Consider the following 23,977-nt stretch of genomic DNA (forward strand, 5'->3'; position numbering starts at 1 on the left):
CATCCGGGTATGTCGTGCATAACACCCTCTGAGCCAAGGACCGTGATCCACGTGAAGGTCGGCATCCCCCGCGAGGTCAAGAACAACGAGTTCCGGGTGGCCATCACCCCCGCCGGCGTGCACGAGCTGGTGCGCCACGGCCACCAGGTCGTCGTCGAGCGCGGCGCCGGCGTCGGCTCCTCGATCACGGACGGCGAGTACGTCGCCGCCGGTGCCGCGATCCTCGACACCGCCGACGAGGTGTGGGCCGCCGCCGACCTGCTGCTGAAGGTCAAGGAGCCGATCGCGGAGGAGTACCACCGGCTCCGCAAGGACCAGACGCTCTTCACCTACCTGCACCTGGCCGCCTCCCGGGAGTGCACCGACGCCCTCGTGGAGTCCGGCACCACCGCGATCGCCTACGAGACCGTCGAGCTGCCCAGCCGCGCGCTGCCGCTGCTCGCCCCGATGTCCGAGGTCGCGGGCCGCCTCGCCCCGCAGGTCGGCGCCTACCACCTGATGCGCGCGGCGGGCGGACGCGGCGTGCTGCCCGGCGGCGTGCCCGGCGTCACCCCGGCCAAGGCCGTCGTCATCGGCGGCGGCGTCTCCGGCTGGAACGCCACCCAGATCGCCGTCGGCATGGGCTTCGACGTCACCCTGCTCGACCGCGACATCAACAAGCTGCGCGAGGCCGACAGGATCTTCGGCACCCGGGTCAAGGCGATCATGTCCAACTCCTTCGAGCTGGAGAAGGCCGTCCTGGAGGCCGACCTCGTCATCGGCGCGGTGCTCATCCCCGGCGCCAAGGCGCCGAAGCTGGTCACCAACGAGCTGGTCTCCCGGATGAAGCCGGGAAGTGTCCTTGTCGACATCGCGATCGACCAGGGCGGCTGCTTCGAGGACTCCCGCCCCACCACCCACGCGGAGCCGACCTTCCCGGTCCACGAGTCGGTCTTCTACTGCGTCGCCAACATGCCCGGCGCGGTGCCCAACACCTCCACCAACGCCCTCACCAACGCCACGCTGCCGTACATCGTCTCGCTGGCGGACAACGGCTGGGTGGAGGCGCTGCGCCGCGACCCGGCGCTGGCCAAGGGCCTCAACACCCATGACGGGCAGGTCGTTTACAAGGAGGTCGCCGAGGCGCACGGCCTCGACCACGTGGAGCTGGAGTCGCTCCTGGGCTGACCGTGCTCGCGACGCCGTACGGTTAAGTCACCTTTTCGTAAAGGCGATACGTCAACACGGTTCGTCAACCTCGCAGACCCGGCCGGACCTTGTCGACAAGGTCCGGCCGGGTGTGTGTATGGTCACTTTGCGTCGCTCGGTCAACTCGCCTCGAACGTAACCCTTGCACCGATTCGCACACCCGTGAAACCTGCCGTGCGACGGCCGTACGCCCTTGACAGAGGGATGTTTCATTGCCGACACATCCGGCCGGGTCCGGCGGATTGTGTTGCTGCGGACGCCCGACACGCCATAGAGTCGCCAACCGTCGGCATGGTGCCACGCTGACCTGTCTAGAAGTTTCCTGGTCACCAAGGAGGTAAGACGACTTGTGAATGAGTCGACATTTTCTCCCGGGGGTGGTCATCCAGGAACGCCTGCGCGGAGCCAGGGCTCCGCGGGGTTCGAGGCTGTCGGCTCCGTCGCGGTGCGCACCTTCGCAGCCCACCAGAGTCACCAGACCTCAGGGGTGACTCGCCCAGCACACCAGAGCATGGATGGCCATCACGTGAACGCCATGGCCGGCGACGGAAGTGGCGCGCCCCACAACCACTTCGCCGACTACGACGAACTGCCCGACGGGCACTTCTACGACCCTGACGCCGAGTACGAGCCCGATCCGGAGTACGCGGCCACGCTCGCGCCCGACGCGGCCCGCCAGCGCCGTGAGCGCATCGGCCCGACCGGGCGCCCGCTGCCGTACTTCCCGATCCCGGGCCCGCTGACCGACCACGGCCCCGCGACGATCATCGCGATGTGCAACCAGAAGGGCGGCGTGGGCAAGACCACGTCCACCATCAACCTGGGTGCCGCGCTCGCGGAGTACGGACGCCGGGTGCTGCTCGTCGACTTCGACCCGCAGGGCGCGCTGTCGGTCGGGCTCGGCGTCAACCCCATGGAGCTGGACCTCACCGTCTACAACCTGCTCATGGAGCGGGGCCTGTCGGCCGACGAGGTGCTGCTGAAGACGGCGGTCCCCAACATGGACCTGCTGCCCAGCAACATCGACCTGTCCGCCGCCGAGGTGCAGCTCGTCTCCGAGGTCGCCCGCGAGTCGTCGCTCCAGCGCGCGCTGAAGCCGCTGCTGGCCGACTACGACTACATCGTGATCGACTGCCAGCCCTCGCTGGGCCTGCTCACGGTCAACGCGCTGACGGCCGCCCACAAGGTGATCGTCCCGCTGGAGTGCGAGTTCTTCGCGCTGCGCGGGGTGGCGCTGCTGACCGAGACCATCGAGAAGGTCCAGGAGCGGCTCAACCCCGAACTGGAGCTGGACGGCATCCTCGCCACGATGTACGACTCCCGGACCGTGCACAGCCGTGAGGTGCTCGCGCGGGTCGTCGAGGCGTTCGACGACCACGTCTACCACACGGTCATCGGGCGCACGGTCCGCTTCCCGGAGACCACGGTCGCCGGTGAGCCGATCACGACCTACGCCTCCAACTCCGTCGGTGCCGCCGCCTACCGCCAGCTCGCCAGGGAGGTGCTCGCCCGGTGTCACGCCGAGTGAGTCTGCCGGGGGCCGACGAACTCTTCCGTACGACAGGGGGGATGGCGCTCCAGGCGTCCACCCCGAGACGACCGGCCAACGGCGAGGCCCGGGTACCCGCGCCCGCCGGGGAGAGCGACCAGACGGCCGCCGCCGAGGACGCGCCCCAGTCCGTGCCCGCGCAGGGCGGCGACGGCGACGGGGCCGAGCATGTCGCGGCCGACGCCGAGCCCGCGGAGGGCGGCGGTGAGACCCGGAGCCGGTCCGCGGACCGGGCCGCGCGGCGCCAGCCCGCGCAGGAAGGTTCTGCCTCGGCGCCGTCCCAGCCGCGCAAGCGCGGACGGGCCTCCGCGCGCCGCCCGAGCGGGCGCGAGCGGCACGACGAGAAGATCACCGTGTACGTCTCGGCGGAGGAGCTGATGGACCTGGAGCACGCGCGCCTGGTCCTCCGCGGCGAACACGGCCTCGCCGTCGACCGCGGCCGGATCGTGCGGGAGGCCGTCGCGGTCGTCCTCGCCGACCTGGAGAGCCGCGGGGACGCGAGCATCCTCGTACGGCGGCTGCGGGGGCGGTAGGGGTAGCCTGCGGGGGTTATGACCTCCCGTGACGCCTCTGTCCCCGCTCCCGGCCGTGCCGGGCGGCGGCGTGCGTTGGGGCGGGGGCCGGGGGCCGAACCGGTTGCGCAGGCCGAGGCGCAGACGCCGGTCGAGACACGGGCGCCGGTCGAGCCGGAGGAGCGGGACGAGCCCCCCGCCGGCGAACCGGCTGAAGCCGACGACGGGGTCTTCCGGGTGCGGCTCGCCAACTTCGAGGGGCCCTTCGACCTGCTGCTCCAGTTGATCTCCAAGCACAAGATGGACGTCACCGAGGTCGCGCTGTCGAAGGTGACCGACGAGTTCATGGCGTACCTCAGGGCGCTGGGGCCGGACCGGGACCTGGACCAGACGACCGAGTTCCTGGTCGTCGCCGCCACACTGCTCGACCTGAAGGCGGCCCGGCTGCTGCCCGCCGCCGAGGTGGAGGACGAGGCCGACCTGGCGCTCCTGGAGGCGCGGGACCTGCTGTTCGCGCGGCTGCTCCAGTACCGGGCGTACAAGCAGATCGCCGACATCCTCAGCGGCCGGCTGGAGGCCGAGGGCCGCCGCTACCCCCGTACCGTCGGACTCGAACCGCACCACGCCGAGCTGCTGCCGGACGTCGTCATCAAGATCGGCCCGGAGGGGTTCGCCCGGCTCGCCGTCAAGGCGATGCAGCCCAGGCCCAAGCCGCAGGTGTACGTCGAGCACATCCACGCGCCGCTGGTCAGCGTGCGCGAGCAGGCCGGGATCGTGGTCGCGCGGCTGCGGGAGCTGGGCGAGGCCAGTTTCCTCGCGCTGGTCGAGGACACCGACGACACGCTGACCGTCGTAGCCCGGTTCCTGGCGTTGCTCGAGCTGTACCGGGAGAAGGCCGTGGCGCTGGAGCAGGAGACGGCGCTGGGGGAGCTGCTGGTGCGCTGGACCGGCGGGGACGGCGGGGCCGCCCCGACGGTGACCGACGAGTTCGACCGGCCGCCGGAGGTGCCGGGGGAGGGGAAGGAGCCGTCATGAGCGAGGAGTCGACCGTCGCCGACCTCGATCTGAAGCCCGCCCTGGAAGCCGTCCTCATGGTCGTGGACGAGCCCGCGACCGAGGAGCACCTCGCGAGGGTCCTCCAGCGGCCCCGGCGGCGGATCGCGGACGCGCTGCGGGAGCTGGCCGACGAGTACGCCGCGCAGGGCCGCGGCTTCGAGCTGCGGCTGGTCGCGGGCGGCTGGCGGTTCTACACCCGGCCCGAGTACGCGGCGGCCGTCGAGGGGTTCGTGCTGGACGGGCAGGTGGCGCGGCTCACGCAGGCCGCGCTGGAGACGCTCGCGGTGGTCGCGTACCGCCAGCCGGTCAGCCGTAGCAGGGTCTCCGCGGTGCGCGGGGTGAACTGTGACGGCGTGATGCGCACCCTCCTCCAGCGGGGGCTGATCGAGGAGGCGGGCGCGGAACCCGAAACAGGTGCGATCCTGTACGGGACGACGAACTACTTCCTGGAGCGGATGGGCCTGCGCGGCCTGGACGAGCTTCCGGAACTCGCGCCCTTCCTCCCCGAGGCGGAGGCGATCGAGGCGGAGACGCAGGAAGGCGTGCCGTCGTTCGATCCGGACGCTCCGGATTCCGAGGACGCAGACGACAAGACGACGGAACTTTGATGCGAAGCAGCGGCAGCGGCAAGAGCGGCGGGCGCGGTAACCACCGCGGTGCCGGTAACGACAGGGACCAGAAGCAGGGGCAGCAGGGCCGCCCCCGCAAGCCCCGCCCCGAGGAGCGCCGCTACGACGTGGGCCCCGGCGCCACCAAGGACGGTCCGAAGGCAGGGCGCGGCGCCTCCGCGCGGGGCGCCGCCAAGGGCGGACCCAAGCAGGGCGGCCAGGGCGGCCAGGGCGGTCGCGGGCGTACGGCGCCCGCGCGCTCCCGGGAGTACGACGCCCGGGTCGAGGAGCGCAACCGGGAGCGGTACGCGGGCAGGGAGGAGGTCAAGCTGCCCAAGACCTTCCCTGGCGCCGAGCAGGAGGGCGAGCGTCTCCAGAAGGTGCTCGCGCGCGCGGGCTACGGCTCCCGGCGGGCCTGCGAGGAACTGATCGAGCAGGCGCGCGTCGAGGTCAACGGCGAGATCGTCCTGGAGCAGGGCAAGCGGGTCGACCCGGAGAAGGACGAGATCAAGGTCGACGGGCTGACGGTCGCGACGCAGACGTACCAGTTCTTCTCGCTGAACAAGCCCGCCGGGGTCGTCTCCACCATGGAGGACCCGGAGGGCCGCCAGTGCCTGGGCGACTACGTCACCAACCGCGAGACCCGGCTGTTCCACGTCGGCCGCCTGGACACCGAGACCGAGGGCGTCATCCTGCTCACCAACCACGGTGAGCTGGCACACCGCCTCACCCACCCGCGGTACGGCGTGAAGAAGACCTACCTCGCGCACATCGTCGGCCCGATCCCGCGGGACCTGGGCAAGCGCCTGAAGGACGGCATCCAGCTGGAGGACGGCTACGCGCGCGCGGACCACTTCCGCGTCGTCGAGCAGACCGGCAAGAACTACCTCGTCGAGGTCACCCTCCACGAGGGCCGCAAGCACATCGTGCGCCGGATGCTGGCGGAGGCGGGCTTCCCCGTCGACAAGCTGGTGCGCACCGCGTTCGGCCCGATCACGCTGGGCGACCAGAAGTCGGGCTGGCTGCGCAGGCTGTCCAACACCGAGGTCGGGATGCTGATGAGGGAAGTCGACCTGTAGGCGGTCGCCTGAGGGTTGTCTCCTCCGGCCACCCCCTTTTATAGTCTCAGTGACCATAAAAGGGGGTGGCCTCGTCATGCACGGCTACGACAAGCACGCCTACGAGCCGTTCGCCGTCACCGTCGACCTCGCCGTCTTCACCGTCCGCGCGGGCGCGCTGCGGGTGCTGCTCGTCGAACGCGGGCAGGAGCCGTACGCCGGTCGCTGGGCGCTGCCCGGCGGGTTCGTGCTGCCGGAGGAGTCCGCGGAGACGGCGGCCCGGCGCGAACTCGCCGAGGAGACCGGCCTGTCCGACGTCTCCGGGCTCCACCTGGAGCAGTTGCGGACCTACAGCGAACCCGGGCGCGACCCGCGGATGCGGGTGGTCTCCGTCGCCTTCACCGCCCTGCTGCCCGACGCCCCCGAGGCGCACGGCGGCAGCGACGCGGCCCAGGCCCGCTGGGTGGCGTACGACACCGCGGGGCCGCTCGCCTTCGACCACGACCGGATCCTCGCCGACGCCCACGACCGCGTCGGCGCCAAGCTGGAGTACAGCTGCCTCGCCACCGCCTTCTGCCCGCCCGAGTTCACCCTCGGCGAGCTGCGCGAGGTCTACGAGACCGTGTGGGGCACCGCCCTCGACCGGCCCAACTTCCGGCGCAAGGTACTCGCCACGCCCGGCTTCGTCGCCCCGGTCCCCGGCGCCGCCCGACTGACCGGCGGCCGGGGCAAACCCGCCGCGCTGTACCGCGCGGGCCCGGCCACCGCCCTGCACCCGCCCCTCCTCCGCCCGTCCCGGGAAGGACGCCCCGCATGACCGCCACGACCGTCACCAAGAGAGCCGCCACCGGGGCGCTCACCGGCCTCGCCCTCGGCGACGCGCTGGGCTTCCCCACCGAGTTCAGCGATGTGCCGTCGATCCTCGCCACGTGCGGGCCCTGGCGGGAGATGGAACTGCCGACGCCCGCGCTCGTCACCGACGACACCCAGATGACGCTGGCGCTGGGGCGCGGGCTGCGGGCGGCGACGGACCGCGGGGTGCTGGCACCCGAGGGGATGGCCGAGGCGGTGCGCCGGGAGTACGTGGCGTGGAACCGCTCGCCGGAGAACGACCGTGCCCCCGGCAACACCTGCATCCGCGCCTGCGAGCTGCTGGAACGCCCGGACCTGCGCTGGCAGGACGCCAGCCAGACCGGCTCGAAGGGCTGCGGCGCCAACATGCGCGTCGCGCCGGTCGGGCTCGTCCCCGGCCTCAGCGACGAGCAGCGCGCGGGCGCCGCCCAGCTCCAGGCCGCGCTCACCCATGGCCACCCCACGGCCCTCGCCGCCTCCGACCTCACCGCGCACGCCGTACGGCTGCTCGCGCAGGGGGCCGAGCCGACCGGACTCGTCGGCCTGCTGCGGTCGTACGCCTACGACAACCGCTCCCGCTACCACGAGCGCTGGCTCGGCGACCTGTGGACGCGCGCCCAGGACCCCAGCCCCGAGCACTTCATCACGCGCGGCTGGGACGAGTGCCTGGAGATACTGGAGCGGCTCCAGCGGGCCGTGCGGACGGTGTCGCCCGAGACCGACCCCTGTCTGGCCACCGGCGCGGGCTGGATCGCCGAGGAGGCGCTGGCGACCGGGCTGCTGTGCTTCCTGCTCTTCGTCGACGAACCGCTGACCGCCCTGCGCCGGGCCGCCTGCACCTCCGGCGACTCCGACTCCCTGGCCTGCCTGACCGGCGCCTTCGCGGGCGCCTACCTCGGCGCCGACGCCTGGCCGACCGCGTGGGCCGACCGGATCGAGTACCGGGGGGAACTGGTGACGCTCGGGGCGCTCTGGGACGCCTGAGGTCAGTGCGCCGAGGCGCGGCGGACGCGGACCAGGAAGTCCTCCACGCGGCGCCCGTCCGGCTCGGGCGGCAGCGGCGTGCGCCGGGCGGCCCGCTCCGCCTCCGCCTCCAGCCGGGCCATCCAGGACTCCGCCTCCCGCCAGGACACCTCACCGCGCTTCACGGCGAGCAGCGGCTCGCGCTGGTCACCTCGCCAGACCGAAGGCGCGGGAGCCCATGACGCAGGCGTAGACGGTGTGGTCGCGGACCAGGTCCGGAGGCGAGGCCGAGGGGGTGGGGCTCATGGACCGGAGCGTACGGGCCGGATCACGCCAGGCGGATCGAGTTTCCGTCCACGGTGATCCGCTTCTCCGGCAGCGGCTTCGTCGCCGGGGGGTGCGCCACCGAGCCGTCCTCGATGTGGAACCTGCTGCCGTGGCAGGGGCAGTTGATGGTGCCGTCCGCGACCTCGGCCACCGTGCAGCCCTGGTGGGTGCAGGTGCTGGAGAAGGCCCTGAACTCACCCTCGGCGGGCTGGGTCACCACCACCCGCTCCGCCTTGAAGACCCGGCCGCCGCTGACGGGGATGTCGGACGTCTTCGCCAGCTCGCGCCCGGCGGAGGCGTCACCGCCGGAGCCGTCGCCGTCACCGCCGCCGCAGCCCGCGGTGAGCGCTGTCGCGCCGGTGGCCAGCAGGACCGTGCGGCGGGTGGGTACGTGGGGCATGTCGTCACTCCGAGTCAGCGGGGGAGAACCGGGATGTTCCGGGCCGTGAGCAGGAGCATCCTGGCACCGAAGCGCCCCAGGACGAAGCAAGCCGGGACGGAGCGTCAGGAAACGGTCGTCTCAGCGGGCGGGCGCCGCGCGCCCGGCCCCGGCGCGCTGACTACGCTGGACGGACGGAGAACCGAGCTGAGGAGCGGGTTGTGGCGGTACGAGCGGTCCGGGGGGCCGTCCAGTTGGAGCGGGACGAGGCCGGGCACATGGACCAGCGGGTCGGCGCCCTGCTCACCGCCGTCCTGGAGCGCAACGGGCTCGCCACGGACGACCTCATCAGCATCTGGTTCACCGCCACGCCCGACCTGCACAGCGAGTTCCCGGCCGCCGCCGCGCGGGGGCTCGGGATCGTCGACGTCCCGCTGATCTGCGCCCAGGAACTGGACGTCGCCGGGGCCATGCCGCGCGTGGTGCGGATCCTCGCGCACGTCGAGTCCGACCGGCCCCGCGCCGACATCAACCACGTCTACCTCGGCGCCGCCGCCGCCCTGCGCAAGGACATCGCCCAGTGAGGACCGCACTCGTCATCGGCACCGGCCTCATCGGCACCTCCGCCGCCCTGGCCCTGGCCCAGCGCGGCGTCGTCGTCCACCTCGCCGACCACGACCCCGAGCAGGCCCGTACGGCCGCCGCGCTCGGCGCCGGGACCGACGAGGCGCCCGCGGGGCCGGTGGACCTGGCGGTCGTCGCCGCCCCGCCCGCCCACGTCGCCGGGGTGCTCGCCGACGCGATGCGGCGCGGGGTCGCCCGCGGCTACCTCGACGTGGCCAGCGTCAAGGGCGGACCGCGCCGGGAACTCCAGGCGCTGGGGCTCGACCTCACGTCGTACATCGGCAGCCACCCCATGTCCGGGCGGGAGCGGTCCGGGCCGCTGGCCGCGACCGGTGACCTCTTCGAGGGCCGCCCCTGGGTGCTCACCCCGACCCGGGACACCGACACCGAGGTGCTCAACCTCGCCCTGGAGCTGGTCTCGCACTGCCGGGCCGTGCCGGTCGTCATGGACGCCGACGCCCACGACCGGGCCGTGGCCCTCGTCTCCCACATGCCCCACCTGGTCTCCAGCCTGGTCGCCGCCCGGCTGGAGAACGCCGAGGAGGCCGCCGTACGGCTGTGCGGGCAGGGCATCCGGGACGTGACCCGGATCGCCGCGTCCGAGCCGGGGATGTGGATCGACATCCTCTCCGCGAACCCGGGGCCGGTCGCCGACCTGCTCACGGACGTCGCCGCCGACCTCGACGAGACGGTGCGCGCGCTGCGGTCGCTGCAGTCCTCCGACGAGGCCAAGCGGCGGGAGGGCACCGCCGGGATCACGGACGTGCTGCGACGCGGCAACGCGGGCCAGGTCCGGGTCCCCGGCAAGCACGGGTCCGCGCCGCGGGTGTACGAGGTCGTCGCCGTGCTGATCGACGACCAGCCGGGGCAGCTGGCCCGGATCTTCGCGGACGCCGGGCGGGCCGGGGTCAACATCGAGGACGTGCGCATCGAACACGCGACGGGGCAGCAGGCGGGGCTGGTGCAGTTGATGGTGGAGCCGAAGGCGGCGGGGGTGCTCGGCGCCGCGCTGGCGGAGCGCGGGTGGTCCGTCCGGCAGTAGGGCCCGGTGCCGTCGGGTGGGGGCCGCCGCCCCCACGCCCCCGCCCCGGACGGGCCTCGCCCTCAAGCGCCGGAGGGGCTTCTTCGACCTGGCGTCGGCCGGATGGGTGAGCCGTACCCAGTAACCTTGTCCCGGGCGTACCGCGCCCTCCCCGCCTCCCAGGACCAGGAAAGGTGTCCCCACAGTGGAACGCGCCGCAGTGATTGTCGCCATCGACGGGCCCTCCGGCACGGGCAAGTCGAGCACCTCGAAGGCCGTGGCGGCGCAGCTCGGGCTGAGCTACCTGGACACCGGCGCCCAGTACCGGGCGATCACCTGGTGGATGGTGACCAACGGCATCGACGTCGGCGACCCGGCCGCGATCGCCGCCGCCGCGGGCAAGCCGGACATCGTCTCCGGCACCGACCCGGCCCACCCGACGATCACCGTGGACGGCACGGACGTCGCCGGGCCGATCCGCACCCAGGAGGTCACCTCCAAGGTCAGCGCGGTCAGCGCGGTGCCCGAGGTGCGGACCCGGATCACCGAGTTGCAGCGGTCCATCGCCGCCGCGGCGGAGCGGGGCATCGTCGTCGAGGGGCGGGACATCGGTACGACCGTGCTGCCCGACGCCGACCTGAAGATCTTCCTGACCGCCTCGCCGGAGGCACGGGCCGCGCGCCGCAGCGGTGAGCTGAAGGGCGCCGACGTCCACAGCACCCGCGAGGCCCTGCTGAAGCGGGACGCGGCCGACTCCAGCCGCAAGGTCGCGCCGCTGGCCAAGGCGGACGACGCCGTCGAGGTCGACACCACCGAGCTGACGCTGACGCAGGTCATCGAGTGCGTCGTCACCCTCGTCGAGGAGAAGCGGGCCGGAAAGTGACCGAGGTGCCGTCGGCGCGGGGCGCCGAGGTCGGCCGCCGGATCGGCGTCGGCCTGATGTACGGGCTGTGGAAGCCGCGGGTCCTGGGCGCCTGGCGGGTGCCCGCGACCGGCCCGGTGATCTTCGCCGTCAACCACTCCCACAACATCGACGGCCCGATGGTGATGGGCGTGGCGCCCCGGCCGACGCACTTCCTGGTCAAGAAGGAGGCCTTCGTCGGCCCGCTCGACCCCTTCCTGACCCGGATCGGCCAGTTGAAGGTGGACCGCGCGAGCACCGACCGCACGGCGATCACCCGGGCGCTCGGCGTCCTGGAGGCGGGCGGCGTCCTCGGCATATTCCCCGAGGGCACCCGGGGCGAGGGCGACTTCGCCGCCCTGCGCGCCGGGCTCGCCTACTTCGCCGTCCGCGGCGGGGCGCCGGTCGTCCCGGTGGCGGTGCTGGGAAGTTCCGACCGCCCGGGACGGTTGGTGAAGGCGCTGCCCCCGCTGCGCAGCCGGGTCGACGTGGTCTTCGGAGACCCCTTCGACGCGGGCGACGGCACCGGCCGCCGCACCCGCAGGGCCCTTGACGAGGCCACCGCACGCATCCAGAAGCAGCTCACCACCCACCTGGAAAACGCCAGGCGTCTCACCGGACGCTAGGCGACACTGAGTAGTGGGTCGTGCCGGGGCGAAACCGGGCACTCCCCACCGATCACCACGAATGAACTACGAGGTACGGACTTCATGAACGACCAGATCCAGCCCGACGGCTCGGCCCCCTCCGAGCACGAGCACGGGGCGCTCGGCGACGCCGAGTACGCGGAGTTCATGGAGCTCGCCGCGGAAGAGGGCTTCGACCTCGAGGACGTCGAGGGCGCCATCGAGGCGGCCGGGCACGGGCCGCTGCCCGTCGTCGCCGTCGTGGGCCGCCCGAACGTGGGCAAGTCGACCCTGGTGAACCGGGTCATCGGCCGCCGTGAGGCCGTCGTCGAGGACCGGCCGGGCGTCACCCGGGACCGGGTCACCTACGAGGCCGAGTGGGCGGGCCGCCGCTTCAAGGTCGTCGACACCGGCGGCTGGGAGCAGGACGTCTTCGGCATCGACGCCTCCGTGGCCGCGCAGGCCGAGTTCGCCATCGACGCCGCCGACGCCGTCGTCTTCGTCGTCGACGCCAAGGTGGGCGCCACCGACACCGACGAGGCGGTCGTACGGCTGCTGCGCAAGGCCGGGAAGCCCGTGGTGCTGTGCGCCAACAAGGTCGACGGCCCGAGCGGCGAGGCCGACGCCTCGTACCTGTGGTCCCTCGGCCTCGGCGAGCCGCACCCCGTCTCCGCGCTGCACGGCCGGGGCACCGGCGACATGCTGGACGCCGTACTCGAAGCGCTGCCGGACGCGCCGCGCGAGATGTTCGGCGGTACGGGGATCGGCGGGCCGCGCCGGGTCGCGCTGATCGGGCGGCCGAACGTCGGCAAGTCCTCGCTGCTGAACAAGGTCGCGGGCGAGGAGCGCGTCGTCGTCAACGAACTCGCGGGCACCACCCGCGACCCGGTCGACGAGCTGATCGACCTGGGCGGCAAGACCTGGAAGTTCGTCGACACCGCCGGCATCCGCAAGCGGGTCCACCTCCAGCAGGGCGCCGACTACTACGCCTCGCTGCGCACCGCCGCCGCCGTGGAGAAGGCCGAGGTCGCCGTCGTCCTGATCGACGCCGCCGAGTCCATCTCGGTGCAGGACCAGCGGATCGTCACCATGGCGGTGGAGGCGGGCCGCGCGCTCGTCCTCGCCCTCAACAAGTGGGACACCCTCGACGAGGAGCGCCGCTACTACCTGGAGCGGGAGATCGAGACCGAGCTGGGCCAGGTGGCGTGGGCGCCCCGCGTCAACGTCTCGGCGCGCACCGGGCGGCACATGGAGAAGCTGGTCCCGGCGATCGAGACCGCCCTCGACGGCTGGGAGACCCGGGTGCCGACCGGTCGTCTGAACGCCTTCCTCGGTGAGCTGGTCTCCGCCCACCCGCACCCGGTGCGCGGCGGCAAGCAGCCCCGCATCCTCTTCGGCACCCAGGCGGGCACCAAGCCGCCCCGGTTCGTGCTCTTCGCCAGCGGCTTCATCGAGGCGGGCTACCGGCGCTTCATCGAGCGCAGGCTGCGGGAGGAGTTCGGCTTCGCGGGCACCCCGATCCACATCTCGGTGCGGGTGCGGGAGAAGCGCTCGAAGAAGAGGTGACGGAGGGCGACAGCGGACGGAGGGAGGGGCCGCGGCCCCTCCCTCTTCGTCAGAGGCCCCGGCGCGGGGCCGGGGGCAGCGCGGGCAGGTGACGCGTCCCGGTGTAGTGCTGCTGCCCCAGCTGGCTGAGCTGTCCGACGCGGTGCCACTGCTGTCCCGGGCCGTGGAAGCCGCCGTACGACGCCGGGGCGGGGACGTGGAACCCGCCCGTGCTGTGCGGAGTGGTCCCGAACGCGGTGAAGGCCAGCTCCTCCTCGCCGCTGCGGTCGCCCGGCAGCGCGCGGAACGTCTTGACGTACTCGGCGTAGAGCGTGTCGTAGATCGGCGTGGCCGATGGGCCGCCCCGGAAGTCGTGGTCCGGTCGTGCGGGGGTGGGTGACGGGTGGGACGGGCGGCGGGAAACGTCGTATGCGTGCACGTATGTCCAAACGACCCCGCGCGTCAGGGGATGCGGGCGGTCCCGAGGGGCGCGGGGCGGTGGGCCTCCCGGCGGCTCAGGTGCCGGTGAGCGGCAGGGCGGCGGCGACCAGCTTGCCGTTGGCGGCGGCCTTGTCGAGGGCGTCGCGGAGCAGGTCCTCGCGGGGCTGGCGGCCGATCGAGCCGACCGGCGCGGCGAACATCAGCACCTGCTGGTGCTTGTTGGCCGCCGCGCGCCAGCTCTCGGTGACCTGGAGCGGCTGGTGCGCCTGCCACCAGGCCACCGGCTGGCCGCCGCCCGTGCCCGGCTGGAGCACGGCGTGCAGCTGGCCCATGGCGAGCAGCACCGACCAGCCGTGCAGCACCGACGGGACGCCGGTCAGCTCGGTCAGCGGCATGAAGCCCTGCTCGATCAGGAGCGGCAGGAAGTCGTCGCCCGCGCCGGTGGCGCCGGGGCGCACGATGGGCCCGGTGGGCTCGACGACCAGCGCCGGGTGCAGCTCACCGGCGAGCAGCACGAGCCCGCTGGTGACGCCGAGGACGGCCTGCTCGGGCACGACCTTCTCCGGCTCCAGGTCGACGGTGTCGCCGCTGATGGACTTCACGGCACCTCTGAGCTGCTCCTCGGTGACCTGGACGACCTGGGAGGGCAGACAGGTGGAGTGGGCGAAGGCGAGCACGGCGGTCTCGTCGCCGATGAACAGGATGGTGCTCGTCCGCTCGCGTTCGCAGTCGCCCGGCGTGCGGCAGGACGTGCAGTCGTAACTGCCCGGGGTGTTGTCTCCGGCGAGCAGCCGGTCGGCTTCTTCGTCGCCGATCTCGGCGCGTACCTCGTCGCTGACGTCGACCATGCGCGGCACGGGTGGCTCCCTCGGGATGCGGTGCGTGGCAGGGGCCGGGTGGCTCCCGGCCCGTGGTCCGGGTCGGTCCCGGGCCCATGCAGAAGACAACGGGTGATCTGTGGCGGGAGTCACGCTGTACGGCGAACGGAATCGCCTCATCCACCGCACAGCGTCACCGAGCCGGCGGAACCGGGCACTCAGGGTCAACTCCGTGTCGTGTCAGGCAACTTGACGCGGTGAAGTGGGTCACAGCCGGGTCTCGACGTTGGTCGACAAATCGGGAAATCGGCGAACGAAATGGGTGTCCGGAAAGGGCCGCTACCCCGGGTAACGGCTAACTGGCCTGCTCGGACGGGGAGTTGGTTGATGCGGGCTCGCCGGGCTCCGTACATTCCTCGGCCGTGTGCAGAGAGCACCGCTCGGGGACGTCCACCGGACGCGTCGGCCGCACCACGGCCGACGCGCGGCACCACTCACGGCGGACGGGGCGGAGCGCGACCACCGTGCCCCCGCACGGCGGACGCGTCCCGTCCGGGGGACCCCGGGTCCGTGGAGAGGGAGTTCCATGTCCGAATGTGCCGATACCACCCGTGACGCCCGCACGTCGGGCCGTACCCGTACGACCGTGGTCCTCGCCGGGGCGGCGCTGCTCGCTCCGCTCGGGCTGCTGGCCGCCAGCGGTGACGCCGCGGCGGCGGACGGCGGAGTGTGGGACCGCATCGCCCAGTGCGAGAGCGGCGGCAACTGGCACATCAACACCGGAAACGGCTACTACGGCGGCCTGCAGTTCTCCGCGTCCACCTGGCGCGCCTACGGCGGCACCGCCTACGCGCCGACCGCCGACGGGGCCACCAGGGAACAGCAGATCGCCGTCGCCACCAAGGTGCAGCAGGCCCAGGGCTGGGGTGCGTGGCCGACCTGCTCGGCACGGGCCGGGGCCTACGGCGGCGCACCGGCGGCGGCGCCCCCCGGGTCCGGGGAGTCCGGCCCGGGCACCAACCCGGCGCCGACACGGCAGTCCACGCAGGCCCCGGCACGTACCTCGGGCCACACCGACCGCGGTGCCTACCGCGGCGACTACACCGTCCGCGCGGGTGACACCCTCAGCGGGATCGCCGCCCGGCACGGCACCAGCTGGCAGCGGCTGTACGCCGCCAACCGGGCCGTCATCGGCGACGACCCGGACGTGATCGCGCCCGGCCAGCGGCTCGAACTCTGACGACCTCTCGGTTACCCGCCCCGCCCGGTCCGCCGACCGGGTGGGGCGCCGGACGCCGTGGGGCGCGGCTCGCCGGGCGGGCGCGGGGCGCCGCTTAGCGTGGGCCGATGCCCCAGCCCACGTGGATCCCGCGCGTCCTCGCGGCGGCGTCGCTCGCCGCCCTCGCCGTCCCCGCCGCTGTCTCCCTCGCGCCCGCCGCCGTCGCGGCCCCCCGGCCCTGCCCTGGGGACAAGTGGCCCTGGGACTGCGTCGCCGATTGCGAGAGCGGTGGACGCTGGGACGTCAACACCGGGAACGGCTTCTACGGCGGGCTCCAGTTCTGGCAGCCCACCTGGCGGGAGTTCGGCGGCCTGAAGTACGCCCCGCGCGCCGACCTCGCCACCCGCGAGCAGCAGATCGCGGTCGCCTCCGAGGTGCTCGCGGTCCAGGGGTGGGAGGCCTGGCCCGTCTGCTCCAAGCGGTACGGGCTCAGCGGCCGGATGCACACCGTGAAACCCGGCGACACGCTCTCCTCGCTCGCCCGCAAGTACGGCGTCAAGGGCGGCTGGCGGACCCTCTACGAGGCCAACGAGAAGACCATCGGCGCCAGCCCCGACCTGCTGAGGGTCGGCACCCTGCTCGTCCTGCCGAAGGGCACGCTCCGCGCCCAGGACCCCGGGCGGGCACCCGCCGTGTTCGGGCCGCCGCTCACCGGGGCCGCGGACGCCTGAGTTCGGCCGCCTCCCCGGCGAAGACGACGGCGCCCCGGCGCAGTTCGTACACGAGTGCCGCCCGGCCGTGCAGCGCGGGCGGCACGCGTTGCTCGGCGACGACCACGCACGCGTGGAGCGCCGCCAGCAGTCCGTAGGTATGAGCCGCGACGGCGGGGGACATGCCCTGCGCGGGTTCGTCGACGAGTACCACGCGAGCCCGGGACAGCAGCGCGCGCGAGAGGGCCAGCATCCGCTGCTCGCCGCCGGAGAGGGTGCCCGCGCGGCGCGGGAGCAGCGGGGCGAGCTGCGGGTACGCGTCGAGGGCGGGGGCGTAGGCCGGGGCGGTGAGTTCGAGGTTCTCGCGGACGGTGAGGGAGCCGAAGACCGCCTGCCGTTCCGGGACCAGGCACAGGCCCCGGCGGGCCCGTTCGTGGGCGGGCACCCGGGTGACGTCGGCGCCGTCCCACACCACCGCCCCGCCGGACAGCGGCACGGTTCCGGCGAGCGCGCGCAGGGCCGTCGTACGCCCGGAGCCGTTGCGGCCGAGCAGGATCGTCAGGCCGGGGGAGGGGGCGGCGAGGGTGACGCCGTGCAGGGCCTCCAGGGGGCCGTAGCGTACGCGCGCGTGGCGCAGGGCGATGGTCACGCGGTGACCTCCCGGCCGTCGAGGACCCGGTCGGGCGGGCCGGAGGCGACGATCCGGCCCGCCGCCATGACGTGCACGACGTCGGCGAGGTCGGCCACGAGGTCGAGGTCGTGCTCGACGACGAGCAGCGCCGTGCCGTCCGCCGCGAGGGCCTTCAGCACGCGCGCCAGGGCGGCCACCTCGGCGGTGTCCAGGCCCGCCGCGGGCTCGTCCAGGAGCAGCACGCGCGGGCCGCCCGCGAGGGCCCTGGCCAGCTCCACGCGGCGCAGGGTGCCGGTGGGCAGACCGGCGGCGGGCAGCACCCGCACCGGCCCGTCCAGGCCCAGCAGCCGCAGTGCCCGCTCCACCGCGCCCGGGTCGACGACCCGCCCCTGCTCGGCGCCGACCCGTACGTTCTCGGCGACCGTCAGCGTCGGGAAGACGGCCAGCCGCTGGAACGTCCGTGCGATCCCGAGCCGGGTCCGCGCCTGCGCCGACAGCCGCGTGATGTCCCGCCCGCCGTACCCGACCCGCCCGCGCCCCGGCCGCACGGTCCCGGCGAGACAGTGGAACAGCGTGCTCTTCCCGGCCCCGTTCGGCCCGACGACGGCGGTGATCCGGCCGGGCGGCAGATCGAGCCCGACGCCGTCGAGAGCGGTGAGACCGCCGTAGGCGACCTGGAGTTGGCGGGCGGTGAGGAGGGGAGTCGTAGGGGGTTCGGGAGGGCGTGGGACGGCCGTCGCCCCCCGCCGCCGGCGCAGGCCCCCCGACGGCGTCCGCACCACCGCGACGCCGACGGCGCCTCCCCCCGGGACGGCGCCCGTCAGCGCCGTAGCCCCCGTCAGGGCGGAGCCGCGCCGACCCCGTTCCACCGGCCGCAGCCGTGCGCGCAGGCGTCGTCCCAGGGGCGTCAGCCGGGCCCGGTGCCGGGGGCGCAGGCGTTCCCCCGCCGTCCGCAGGGCCTCGTACGGCCCGCCGGGGAAGCGGCCGACGAGGGCGGCGAGCAGCCCGACCACCGCGGCGGCCACGCCGCCCCGGGCCCCCGCGTCCAGGCCGACGAGGAGCGCCGCGGCGGCCAGCGCGCCGAGGGTGCTGTCGGCGCCCAGGACGACCACCGCCGCGAACCACAGCAGGCCCCGGACGGGGTCGTAGGCGCCGGGGTCGAAGGCGCGCAGGCCCATGCCGAGCATCCCGCCGCCGAGGGCGGCCAGCGCGGCACCGGAGACGAAGGCCAGCAGCTTCAGGGACGGCACCCGCACCCCGGCCGCCCGCGCGCCCGCCTCGTGGTCCCGCATCGCCGCCAGGGCGCGCCCGGTCCGGCCCCGGCGCAGGGCGTGCGCCGTCAGCAGGGCCACGCAGAGCAGGCACAGCTCCAGGACGTAGTACGCGCGGTCCCCGTCGAAACCGGCGGGGCGCCCCAGCGCCAGCCCGGCCGTGGCGTACGGCTGGGCGAGGACGAACCGGCTGACGCCCACCCCCACCGCGAACGTGGCCAGCGCGAGGGCCAGCCCCTGCCTGCTGATCGCGGGCCAGCCGGTCAGCACCCCCAGCGGGGCGACCAGCACCACCGCGACCGCCAGCGCGAGGAGTTCCGGCAGCCGGGGCAGGCCCGGGAAGCGGCCCGCGGCGAGGAGGGCGGTGAACAGGGCGCCCAGACCCGCGTACGCCGCCTGCCCCAGCGAGATCTGGCCGCCGCGCCCGGTCACCACCACCAGCGACAGCAGCACCACGCCCAGCGCCGGGACCTGCACGGACGTGTGCAGGTCAGGACCGGCGAACCCCAGCGGCAGCAGGAACAGCACCCCGGCGACGATCCACGCGCCCGGCGGCGTCGGCACGCGCGCGCTCGCCGTGCGCGGCAGCGCGTCGCGCGTGCCGACCCCGGGCAGCACGAGCGCCGCGACCAGCAGCGCCACCACGAACAGGTTGGCGCCCACCGCCTGGAGCAGCGGCTCGGTCCACCCCGACGGGTGCAGCCGGGTCAGCTGGCTCTGCGCGATCCCCAGGCCCAGCGCCACCACCACCGCGACCGCCAGCCCGCGCATCCGCGCCGCCACGGCGACCGCGACCACCTCCATCACCAGCAGCGGCAGCCCGTACGGGTCCAGGCGCACGTACGGCGCCAGCAGCACCCCCGTCAGCCCCGCCGTGAACGCCCCGAACGCCCACCCCGCCGCCGCCACCCGGTCGGCGTCCACGCCCGCGAGCACCGCCAGCCGCCGGTCGTCCACCACCGCCCGCAGCTCACGCCCGAACCGCGTCCAGCGGACCGTCGCCGCGACCCCCGCCGCCAGCGTGACCGCCACCGCCAGCTGTCCCCACGGCTCGGCCGACACCACCTCCGGCGCGTCGTCCCGCGCGCCCTGCCCCCACAGCACCGCCGCGCCGCCGACCAGCAGCACGAACACCCCGATGGACGCCACCAGCGTCTGCGCCGGATCGCCGCCCAGCACGGACAGCGGACGGAACACGAACCGCTCCAGCACCACCCCGAGGCCCGGCGCCACCCCCAGCAGCGTCACCGTCGCCGCCGCCCACACCGGCCACCCCCCGTCGACGACGAGACCGCGCAGCACGTACGCGCACACCATCGCGATCGCCCCGTGCGCGAAGTTCAGCACGCCCGTCGCCCGGTAGGTGACGATCAGCCCGACGCCGGTCAGCGCGGCGGCGGAGCCGACCGAGAGACCGGCCAGCGTGAGGTCCCAGGTCAGCGACGCCATCAGTCCCCGGCCGCTTCACCGGGCTCGCAGATGGGGCACGGCTCCAGGTCGCCGTCCGCGAGCAGCCGCCCGTCGACGGGCACCGCCTCCGCCTTCCCGGCGACCAGCGGGCAGTCCGCGCGGTGCAGCAGCGTGCCGCCGGGCACCCTCCGCAGCTCCCCGCTGACCGCGACCGGCGCGAGGGCCGCCCGGCCGGGCTCCCCGGCGTCGGCCGCCGCCGCGCTCACCAGCAGGCCGTACAGCTCCTCCACCCGGGTCGCGGCGGCGGTGGCCCGGCCGTGGGTGAGCAGCACCGCCCCGGCGACGATCAGCGCGGCGCCGGGGACCGTGCAGGACGCGAGGTAGGGCAGCTGCCGTTCGGCGTAGCGCTCGCCGGAGACGCCGTACCAGCCGAGCACGCACAGCACCGCGCCCGCGGCCAGCGCGGCCCACCCCACCCACAGAACGGGACGCACGGTCCGCAGTGGGACTGTCCGCATCGCTGGCTCCCAGGCGTCGGATGGCGGCGCACGTGCCGATGCCGATGGCTTGCACTATGCCTTCTGGGAGCTGACCCTGAAAGAACCGGGCGCCCACCGCCCGGACCGACACCCGGTGGTGAGCCAGATGGTTCTCGGCAGCGACCCCAGGCGGGGGACGAGGGCACGGGGGACGGCGTTGGCGGCGGCGCTCCTGCTCTTCCTCGGTCCGGCACTCGCCGCGTGCGGCGACGACGAGGGCGGCGGCAGCGGGAGCACGCCCCCGACGCCGACCGCGGAACGGACCACGACCGGCGCGGCCACCGCGCCCGCCGACGCGGCAGAGGCCGAGCAGGAGATCAAGGACAACTGGCGGACGTTCTTCGACCCGGGCACCTCCCTGGAGGAGAAGCAGGCCGTCCTGGAGAACGGCGACCAGATGGCCCCGGTGCTGCGCGCCTTCGGCGGCGACGAGCGCGGCGGCCAGGTCCAGGCCGAGGTCACCGAGGTGGAGTTCACCTCCGCGACCGACGCGGACGTGACCTACACCCTCACCCTCAAGGGCGCCACCGTCCTGCCGGACGCCTCCGGTACGGCGGTCGAGCAGGACGGCACCTGGAAGGTCTCCGCGAAGACGCTGTGCGCGCTGGTCCAACTGAGCGGCGATGGGTCGGCGGCGCCGGTCCCGGGCTGCTGAGGCCGCCGCGGCGGCGCTGCTGCTCGCCCTCTGCGCCGCCTGCGGCAGCCGCCTCCCGGAGAGCGACTTCGAGCGTGACGACCGCACCCCCACGCGCGTGCCCGCCGCCGAGCCACTGCGCGTCGGCATCGTCACCAGCGCCACCAGCCCGGTCGGCGGCGACGCCTTCACCGGCCCGCGCGACGGCGCTCGGGCCTACTTCGACCGGCTCAACGCGCGCGGTGGCGTCGACGGCCGCCGCGTCGAGGTGCGGGAGTGCGACGACGGCGGCAGCGGCGTCGGCAACAACGAGTGCGTGCGCAAGCTGATCGACGACGACGTGGTCGCGCTGGTCGCCACCACCGTCCTCGACTACGCGGGCGCCCCGCTGGTGTCCCGCGCGCGCGTGCCGGACGTCGGCGGCCAGCCCGTCGGCGCCGCCTACGACACCTACCCGCACCTCTACAGCGTCTACGGCACCTCCGCGCCACGGAACGGGACACCTGGCTGGGACGGCAGACTGTACGGCGGCACCGCGGTCTACCGGTACTTCAGACGCGCGCACGGCGCCCGCACCGCCGCCGTCGTCTCCTACAACCAGGCCGCGTCCGCCGCCTACGCCCGGCTCGTCGAACGGGGACTCAGGGCCGAGGGCTACCGGGTCGTCACCGAGCAGGTCGACTTCGCGCTGCCCAACTTCCGCGCCGTCGCCGCCGACCTGAAGGAGCAGGGTGCCGACCTCGTCTTCGACGCCATCGACGGCCACGGCAACGCCCGGCTGTGCCAGGCCATGGACGACGTCGGCGCCCGCGTCACCGCCAAGGTGACCAACGTGCAGAACTGGACGTCCACCGTCGAGGACGACTACCGGGACGCGCCGCGTTGCCGCAACGCCCTGTGGGCGACCGGCTCCAGCCGCAACTTCGAGGACACCGGGCACCCGGCCGTACGGGAGTTCCGGGACGCCACCGAGGGGCTGGAGACGCACGCGCAGTGGCAGTTGGAGGGGTGGGCGGCGGCGAGGTGGTTCACGGACGCGGCCACGGCGTGCGCGAAGGAGGCGACGGGCGTCACGCGCGCGTGCGTCGACGCCCGCGTCAACCGCGCGGACGGCTACACCGCGGGCGGTCTGCTCCTGCCGGTGAGCTTCAAGCCGAGCCCCGAGCCGCCCGCCCACCGCCGCGACTGCCTCTCGGTCGCCCGCTGGCAGGACGGCGGGGGATGGGTCACGCAGGGCGAGATGACCGAGACCTGCTTCGACGTCCCGCAGCTGGCCTACGAGCCCTGAGCCGGGTCGGGCCGCTGGACGGGGTGGCGGACGCCGTACTCCGGGTGGCGCAGGTCGAACGCCGGGGAGTCGGAGCGGACGCGCGGCAGCGCGTGGAAGTTGTGGCGCGGCGGCGGGCAGGACGTCGCCCACTCCAGGGAACGTCCGAAGCCCCACGGGTCGTCGGCGTCGACCTTCTCGCCGTACTTCGCGGTCTTCCACACGTTGTAGAGGAACGGCAGGGTCGACATGCCCAGCAGGAAGGAGCCGATGGACGAGACGGTGTTCAGGGCGGTGAAGCCGTCCGCCGCGAGGTAGTCGGCGTACCGGCGGGGCATCCCCTCGGCGCCCAGCCAGTGCTGCACCAGGAACGTGGTGTGGAAGCCGGTGAACAGCGTCCAGAAGTGGATCTTGCCGAGCCGTTCGTCGAGCATCTTCCCGGTGAACTTGGGCCACCAGAAGGAGAACCCCGCGAAGATCGCGAAGACCACGGTGCCGAAGACGACGTAGTGGAAGTGGGCCACCACGAAGTAGGTGTCGGTGACGTGGAAGTCCATCGGCGGCGAGGCCAGGATCACCCCGGTCAGCCCGCCGAAGAGGAAGGTCACCAGGAACCCCACCGACCACAGCATGGGCGTCTCGAAGGAGAGCGAGCCCTTGATCATCGTGCCGGTCCAGTTGAAGAACTTCACCCCCGTCGGCACCGCGATCAGGAAGCTCATGAAGGAGAAGAACGGCAGCAGCACCGCACCGGTCGCGAACATGTGGTGCGCCCACACCACCACCGACAGACCGGTGATCGCCATCGTCGCGCCGACCATGCCCAGGTAGCCGAAGAGCGGCTTGCGGCTGAAGACCGGGATGATCTCCGTGATGATGCCGAAGAACGGCAGCGCGATGATGTAGACCTCGGGATGGCCGAAGAACCAGAACAGGTGCTGCCACAGCAGCGCGCCGCCGCTGGCCGCGTCGAAGACGTGCGAGCCGAACCGCCGGTCGGCCTCCAGGCAGAGCAGCGCCGCCGCCAGCACCGGGAACGCCATCAGCACCAGGATCGACGTGAACAGCGTGTTCCAGGTGAAGATCGGCATCCGGAACATCGTCATCCCGGGGGCGCGCATCCCGACGACGGTGGTGATGAAGTTGACCGCGCCGAGGATCGTGCCGAACCCGGCCAGCGCCAGCCCCATGATCCACAGGTCGCCGCCGATGCCGGGCGAGCGTTCCGCGCTGTTGAGCGGCGCGTAGGCGAACCAGCCGAAGTCGGCCGGACCGCTGGGCACGAGGAGCGAGCTGAGCACGATCAGCCCGCCGAACAGGAACAGCCAGTACGAGAACATGTTCAGCCGGGGGAAGGCCACGTCGGGCGCGCCGATCTGCAACGGCATCAGCTCGTTGGCGAAGCCCGCGAAGCTCGGGGTCGCGAAGAGCAGCAGCATGATCGTGCCGTGCAGCGTGAACAGCTGGTTGAACTCCTGGTTGCTCACCAGCTGGAGCCCCGGCCGGGCCAGCTCGGCCCGCATCAGCAGGGCCATCACCCCGCCGACCAGGAAGAAGCCGAAGGAGGTGATCAGGTACAGGTGGCCGATCTTCTTGTGGTCGGTGGTGGTCAGCCAGTCCACGACCACCCGGCCGTGCCGCCTGGCCCCCGCGGGTCGTACCGGCGCCGGTACCGTCTCCGTCCCCATGGCTCGCTCGCCCCTTCGCTCGTCGCGCCCGGGCCCGTGGAAGCCCGCGCCGTGGCCACGGGCCCTCGCCCTGATGCTCGCGCTCGGGCGCGCCGCGACAGGGGGCGAACGGAGGTGCTGTGGGGGAGCCGGGTATTTCC

Annotated in this window: 24 protein-coding genes and 1 pseudogene; 17 read left to right on the forward strand and 8 right to left on the reverse strand. The window is 73.6% G+C overall.

From position 1 onward, the window contains the following. The first annotated feature begins 51 nt into the window (after nt 1-51). The 8 genes from ald (at nt 52) to ABZ659_RS30985 (ending at nt 7,807) form a co-directional block, all read left to right on the forward strand. Nucleotides 52-1,167 (forward strand): alanine dehydrogenase, encoded by a 1,116-nt coding sequence (ald, locus tag ABZ659_RS30950; RefSeq protein WP_360226598.1) that lies wholly within the window; start codon nt 52-54, stop codon nt 1,165-1,167. 370 nt (nt 1,168-1,537) lie between these two features. Continuing rightward, nucleotides 1,538-2,716, forward strand: coding sequence for a ParA family protein (locus tag ABZ659_RS30955; RefSeq protein WP_360226496.1), 1,179 nt, complete (start codon nt 1,538-1,540; stop codon nt 2,714-2,716). Then, entirely contained in the window at nt 2,701-3,270 is a 570-nt protein-coding gene (locus ABZ659_RS30960; protein ID WP_360226499.1) for a hypothetical protein, read from the forward strand. Before ABZ659_RS30955 ends, ABZ659_RS30960 begins: the two co-directional genes overlap by 16 nt. Nucleotides 3,271-3,288: 18 nt before the next feature. Beyond that, nucleotides 3,289-4,284 carry a segregation/condensation protein A gene (locus tag ABZ659_RS30965; protein WP_360226502.1) on the forward strand — a complete coding sequence of 332 codons (996 nt, stop codon included), beginning with the start codon at nt 3,289-3,291 and terminating at the stop codon, nt 4,282-4,284. Beyond that, the gene (scpB, locus tag ABZ659_RS30970; RefSeq protein WP_360226506.1) at nt 4,281-4,913 is read left to right on the forward strand and encodes an SMC-Scp complex subunit ScpB; all 633 of its coding nucleotides are present in this window, start codon (nt 4,281-4,283) and stop codon (nt 4,911-4,913) included. The genes ABZ659_RS30965 and scpB overlap by 4 nt, the downstream gene beginning before the upstream one ends. Beyond that, the gene (locus ABZ659_RS30975; RefSeq protein WP_360226509.1) at nt 4,913-5,992 is read left to right on the forward strand and encodes a pseudouridine synthase; all 1,080 of its coding nucleotides are present in this window, start codon (nt 4,913-4,915) and stop codon (nt 5,990-5,992) included. Before scpB ends, ABZ659_RS30975 begins: the two co-directional genes overlap by 1 nt. A gap of 76 nt (nt 5,993-6,068) precedes the next feature. Further along, nucleotides 6,069-6,788, forward strand: a complete 720-nt coding sequence (locus ABZ659_RS30980; RefSeq protein WP_360226512.1) for an NUDIX domain-containing protein — start codon at nt 6,069-6,071, stop codon at nt 6,786-6,788. After that, nucleotides 6,785-7,807 (forward strand): ADP-ribosylglycohydrolase family protein, encoded by a 1,023-nt coding sequence (locus ABZ659_RS30985; RefSeq protein ID WP_360226515.1) that lies wholly within the window; start codon nt 6,785-6,787, stop codon nt 7,805-7,807. The genes ABZ659_RS30980 and ABZ659_RS30985 overlap by 4 nt, the downstream gene beginning before the upstream one ends. A 2-nt stretch (nt 7,808-7,809) precedes the next feature. On the opposite strand, the pseudogene ABZ659_RS30990 reads toward ABZ659_RS30985, so the two are convergent. Both ABZ659_RS30990 and ABZ659_RS30995 read right to left on the reverse strand, forming a co-directional pair. Next, nucleotides 7,810-7,998, reverse strand: a pseudogene (locus ABZ659_RS30990) (nucleotidyltransferase); the annotation flags it as partial. A gap of 116 nt (nt 7,999-8,114) precedes the next feature. After that, nucleotides 8,115-8,513, reverse strand: coding sequence for a Rieske (2Fe-2S) protein (locus ABZ659_RS30995; protein ID WP_360226518.1), 399 nt, complete (start codon nt 8,511-8,513; stop codon nt 8,115-8,117). Between the two features lie 200 nt (nt 8,514-8,713). Between ABZ659_RS30995 and aroH the strand changes: the two genes are divergently transcribed. The 5 genes from aroH to der all read left to right on the forward strand — a co-directional run bounded on the left by aroH (nt 8,714) and on the right by der (nt 13,230). Beyond that, nucleotides 8,714-9,076 carry a chorismate mutase gene (gene aroH / locus ABZ659_RS31000; RefSeq protein ID WP_360226521.1) on the forward strand — a complete coding sequence of 121 codons (363 nt, stop codon included), beginning with the start codon at nt 8,714-8,716 and terminating at the stop codon, nt 9,074-9,076. Further along, nucleotides 9,073-10,158 carry a prephenate dehydrogenase gene (locus ABZ659_RS31005; RefSeq protein ID WP_360226524.1) on the forward strand — a complete coding sequence of 362 codons (1,086 nt, stop codon included), beginning with the start codon at nt 9,073-9,075 and terminating at the stop codon, nt 10,156-10,158. Before aroH ends, ABZ659_RS31005 begins: the two co-directional genes overlap by 4 nt. A 184-nt stretch (nt 10,159-10,342) precedes the next feature. Continuing rightward, complete coding sequence (gene cmk / locus ABZ659_RS31010; RefSeq protein WP_360226528.1) at nt 10,343-11,020, forward strand: (d)CMP kinase; 678 nt, start codon at nt 10,343-10,345, stop codon at nt 11,018-11,020. After that, nucleotides 11,017-11,664 (forward strand): lysophospholipid acyltransferase family protein, encoded by a 648-nt coding sequence (locus ABZ659_RS31015; protein WP_360226531.1) that lies wholly within the window; start codon nt 11,017-11,019, stop codon nt 11,662-11,664. Before cmk ends, ABZ659_RS31015 begins: the two co-directional genes overlap by 4 nt. 84 nt (nt 11,665-11,748) lie before the next feature. Then, a complete protein-coding gene (gene der, locus ABZ659_RS31020; RefSeq protein ID WP_360226534.1) occupies nt 11,749-13,230 on the forward strand; it encodes a ribosome biogenesis GTPase Der in 1,482 nt (493 codons plus the stop codon). A gap of 49 nt (nt 13,231-13,279) precedes the next feature. On the opposite strand, the gene ABZ659_RS31025 is transcribed toward der, so the two are convergent. Then, on the reverse strand, nt 13,280-13,648 hold the full coding sequence (locus ABZ659_RS31025; RefSeq protein ID WP_360226537.1) for a hypothetical protein: 369 nt from the start codon (nt 13,646-13,648) through the stop codon (nt 13,280-13,282). A 76-nt stretch (nt 13,649-13,724) separates the two neighbouring features. Further along, complete coding sequence (locus tag ABZ659_RS31030) at nt 13,725-14,507, reverse strand: hypothetical protein (protein WP_360226540.1); 783 nt, start codon at nt 14,505-14,507, stop codon at nt 13,725-13,727. 547 nt (nt 14,508-15,054) lie between these two features. Between ABZ659_RS31030 and ABZ659_RS31035 the strand changes: the two genes are divergently transcribed. Beyond that, nucleotides 15,055-15,708, forward strand: coding sequence for a transglycosylase family protein (locus ABZ659_RS31035; protein WP_360226543.1), 654 nt, complete (start codon nt 15,055-15,057; stop codon nt 15,706-15,708). Between the two features lie 107 nt (nt 15,709-15,815). After that, entirely contained in the window at nt 15,816-16,418 is a 603-nt protein-coding gene (locus ABZ659_RS31040) for a transglycosylase family protein (RefSeq protein WP_360226546.1), read from the forward strand. On the opposite strand, the gene ABZ659_RS31045 is transcribed toward ABZ659_RS31040, so the two are convergent. Genes ABZ659_RS31045 through ABZ659_RS31055 form a run of 3 tightly spaced genes read right to left on the reverse strand, consistent with a single transcriptional unit; the run spans nt 16,396 to nt 20,227 of the window. Further along, nucleotides 16,396-17,046, reverse strand: coding sequence for an ATP-binding cassette domain-containing protein (locus tag ABZ659_RS31045; RefSeq protein WP_360226549.1), 651 nt, complete (start codon nt 17,044-17,046; stop codon nt 16,396-16,398). The genes ABZ659_RS31040 and ABZ659_RS31045 overlap by 23 nt on opposite strands. Beyond that, the gene (locus ABZ659_RS31050; RefSeq protein ID WP_360226552.1) at nt 17,043-19,748 is read right to left on the reverse strand and encodes an ATP-binding cassette domain-containing protein; all 2,706 of its coding nucleotides are present in this window, start codon (nt 19,746-19,748) and stop codon (nt 17,043-17,045) included. Before ABZ659_RS31050 ends, ABZ659_RS31045 begins: the two co-directional genes overlap by 4 nt. Further along, the gene (locus ABZ659_RS31055; protein ID WP_360226555.1) at nt 19,748-20,227 is read right to left on the reverse strand and encodes a hypothetical protein; all 480 of its coding nucleotides are present in this window, start codon (nt 20,225-20,227) and stop codon (nt 19,748-19,750) included. The genes ABZ659_RS31050 and ABZ659_RS31055 overlap by 1 nt, the downstream gene beginning before the upstream one ends. Nucleotides 20,228-20,354: 127 nt before the next feature. Here ABZ659_RS31055 and ABZ659_RS31060 point away from each other — a divergent pair, with 127 nt between their 5' ends. Next, nucleotides 20,355-20,903 carry a hypothetical protein gene (locus ABZ659_RS31060; protein ID WP_360226601.1) on the forward strand — a complete coding sequence of 183 codons (549 nt, stop codon included), beginning with the start codon at nt 20,355-20,357 and terminating at the stop codon, nt 20,901-20,903. After that, nucleotides 20,872-22,170 carry an ABC transporter substrate-binding protein gene (locus ABZ659_RS31065; RefSeq protein WP_360226558.1) on the forward strand — a complete coding sequence of 433 codons (1,299 nt, stop codon included), beginning with the start codon at nt 20,872-20,874 and terminating at the stop codon, nt 22,168-22,170. Before ABZ659_RS31060 ends, ABZ659_RS31065 begins: the two co-directional genes overlap by 32 nt. Here the strand turns inward: ABZ659_RS31065 and ctaD are convergent. Further along, nucleotides 22,158-23,837 (reverse strand): cytochrome c oxidase subunit I, encoded by a 1,680-nt coding sequence (gene ctaD / locus ABZ659_RS31070; protein WP_360226561.1) that lies wholly within the window; start codon nt 23,835-23,837, stop codon nt 22,158-22,160. The two genes, ABZ659_RS31065 and ctaD, sit on opposite strands and share 13 nt — an antisense overlap. Between the last annotated feature and the right edge of the window lie 140 nt (nt 23,838-23,977).

The sequence above is a fragment of the Streptomyces sp. NPDC006997 genome, assembly GCF_040635175.1.
Taxonomy (GTDB): domain Bacteria; phylum Actinomycetota; class Actinomycetes; order Streptomycetales; family Streptomycetaceae; genus Streptomyces.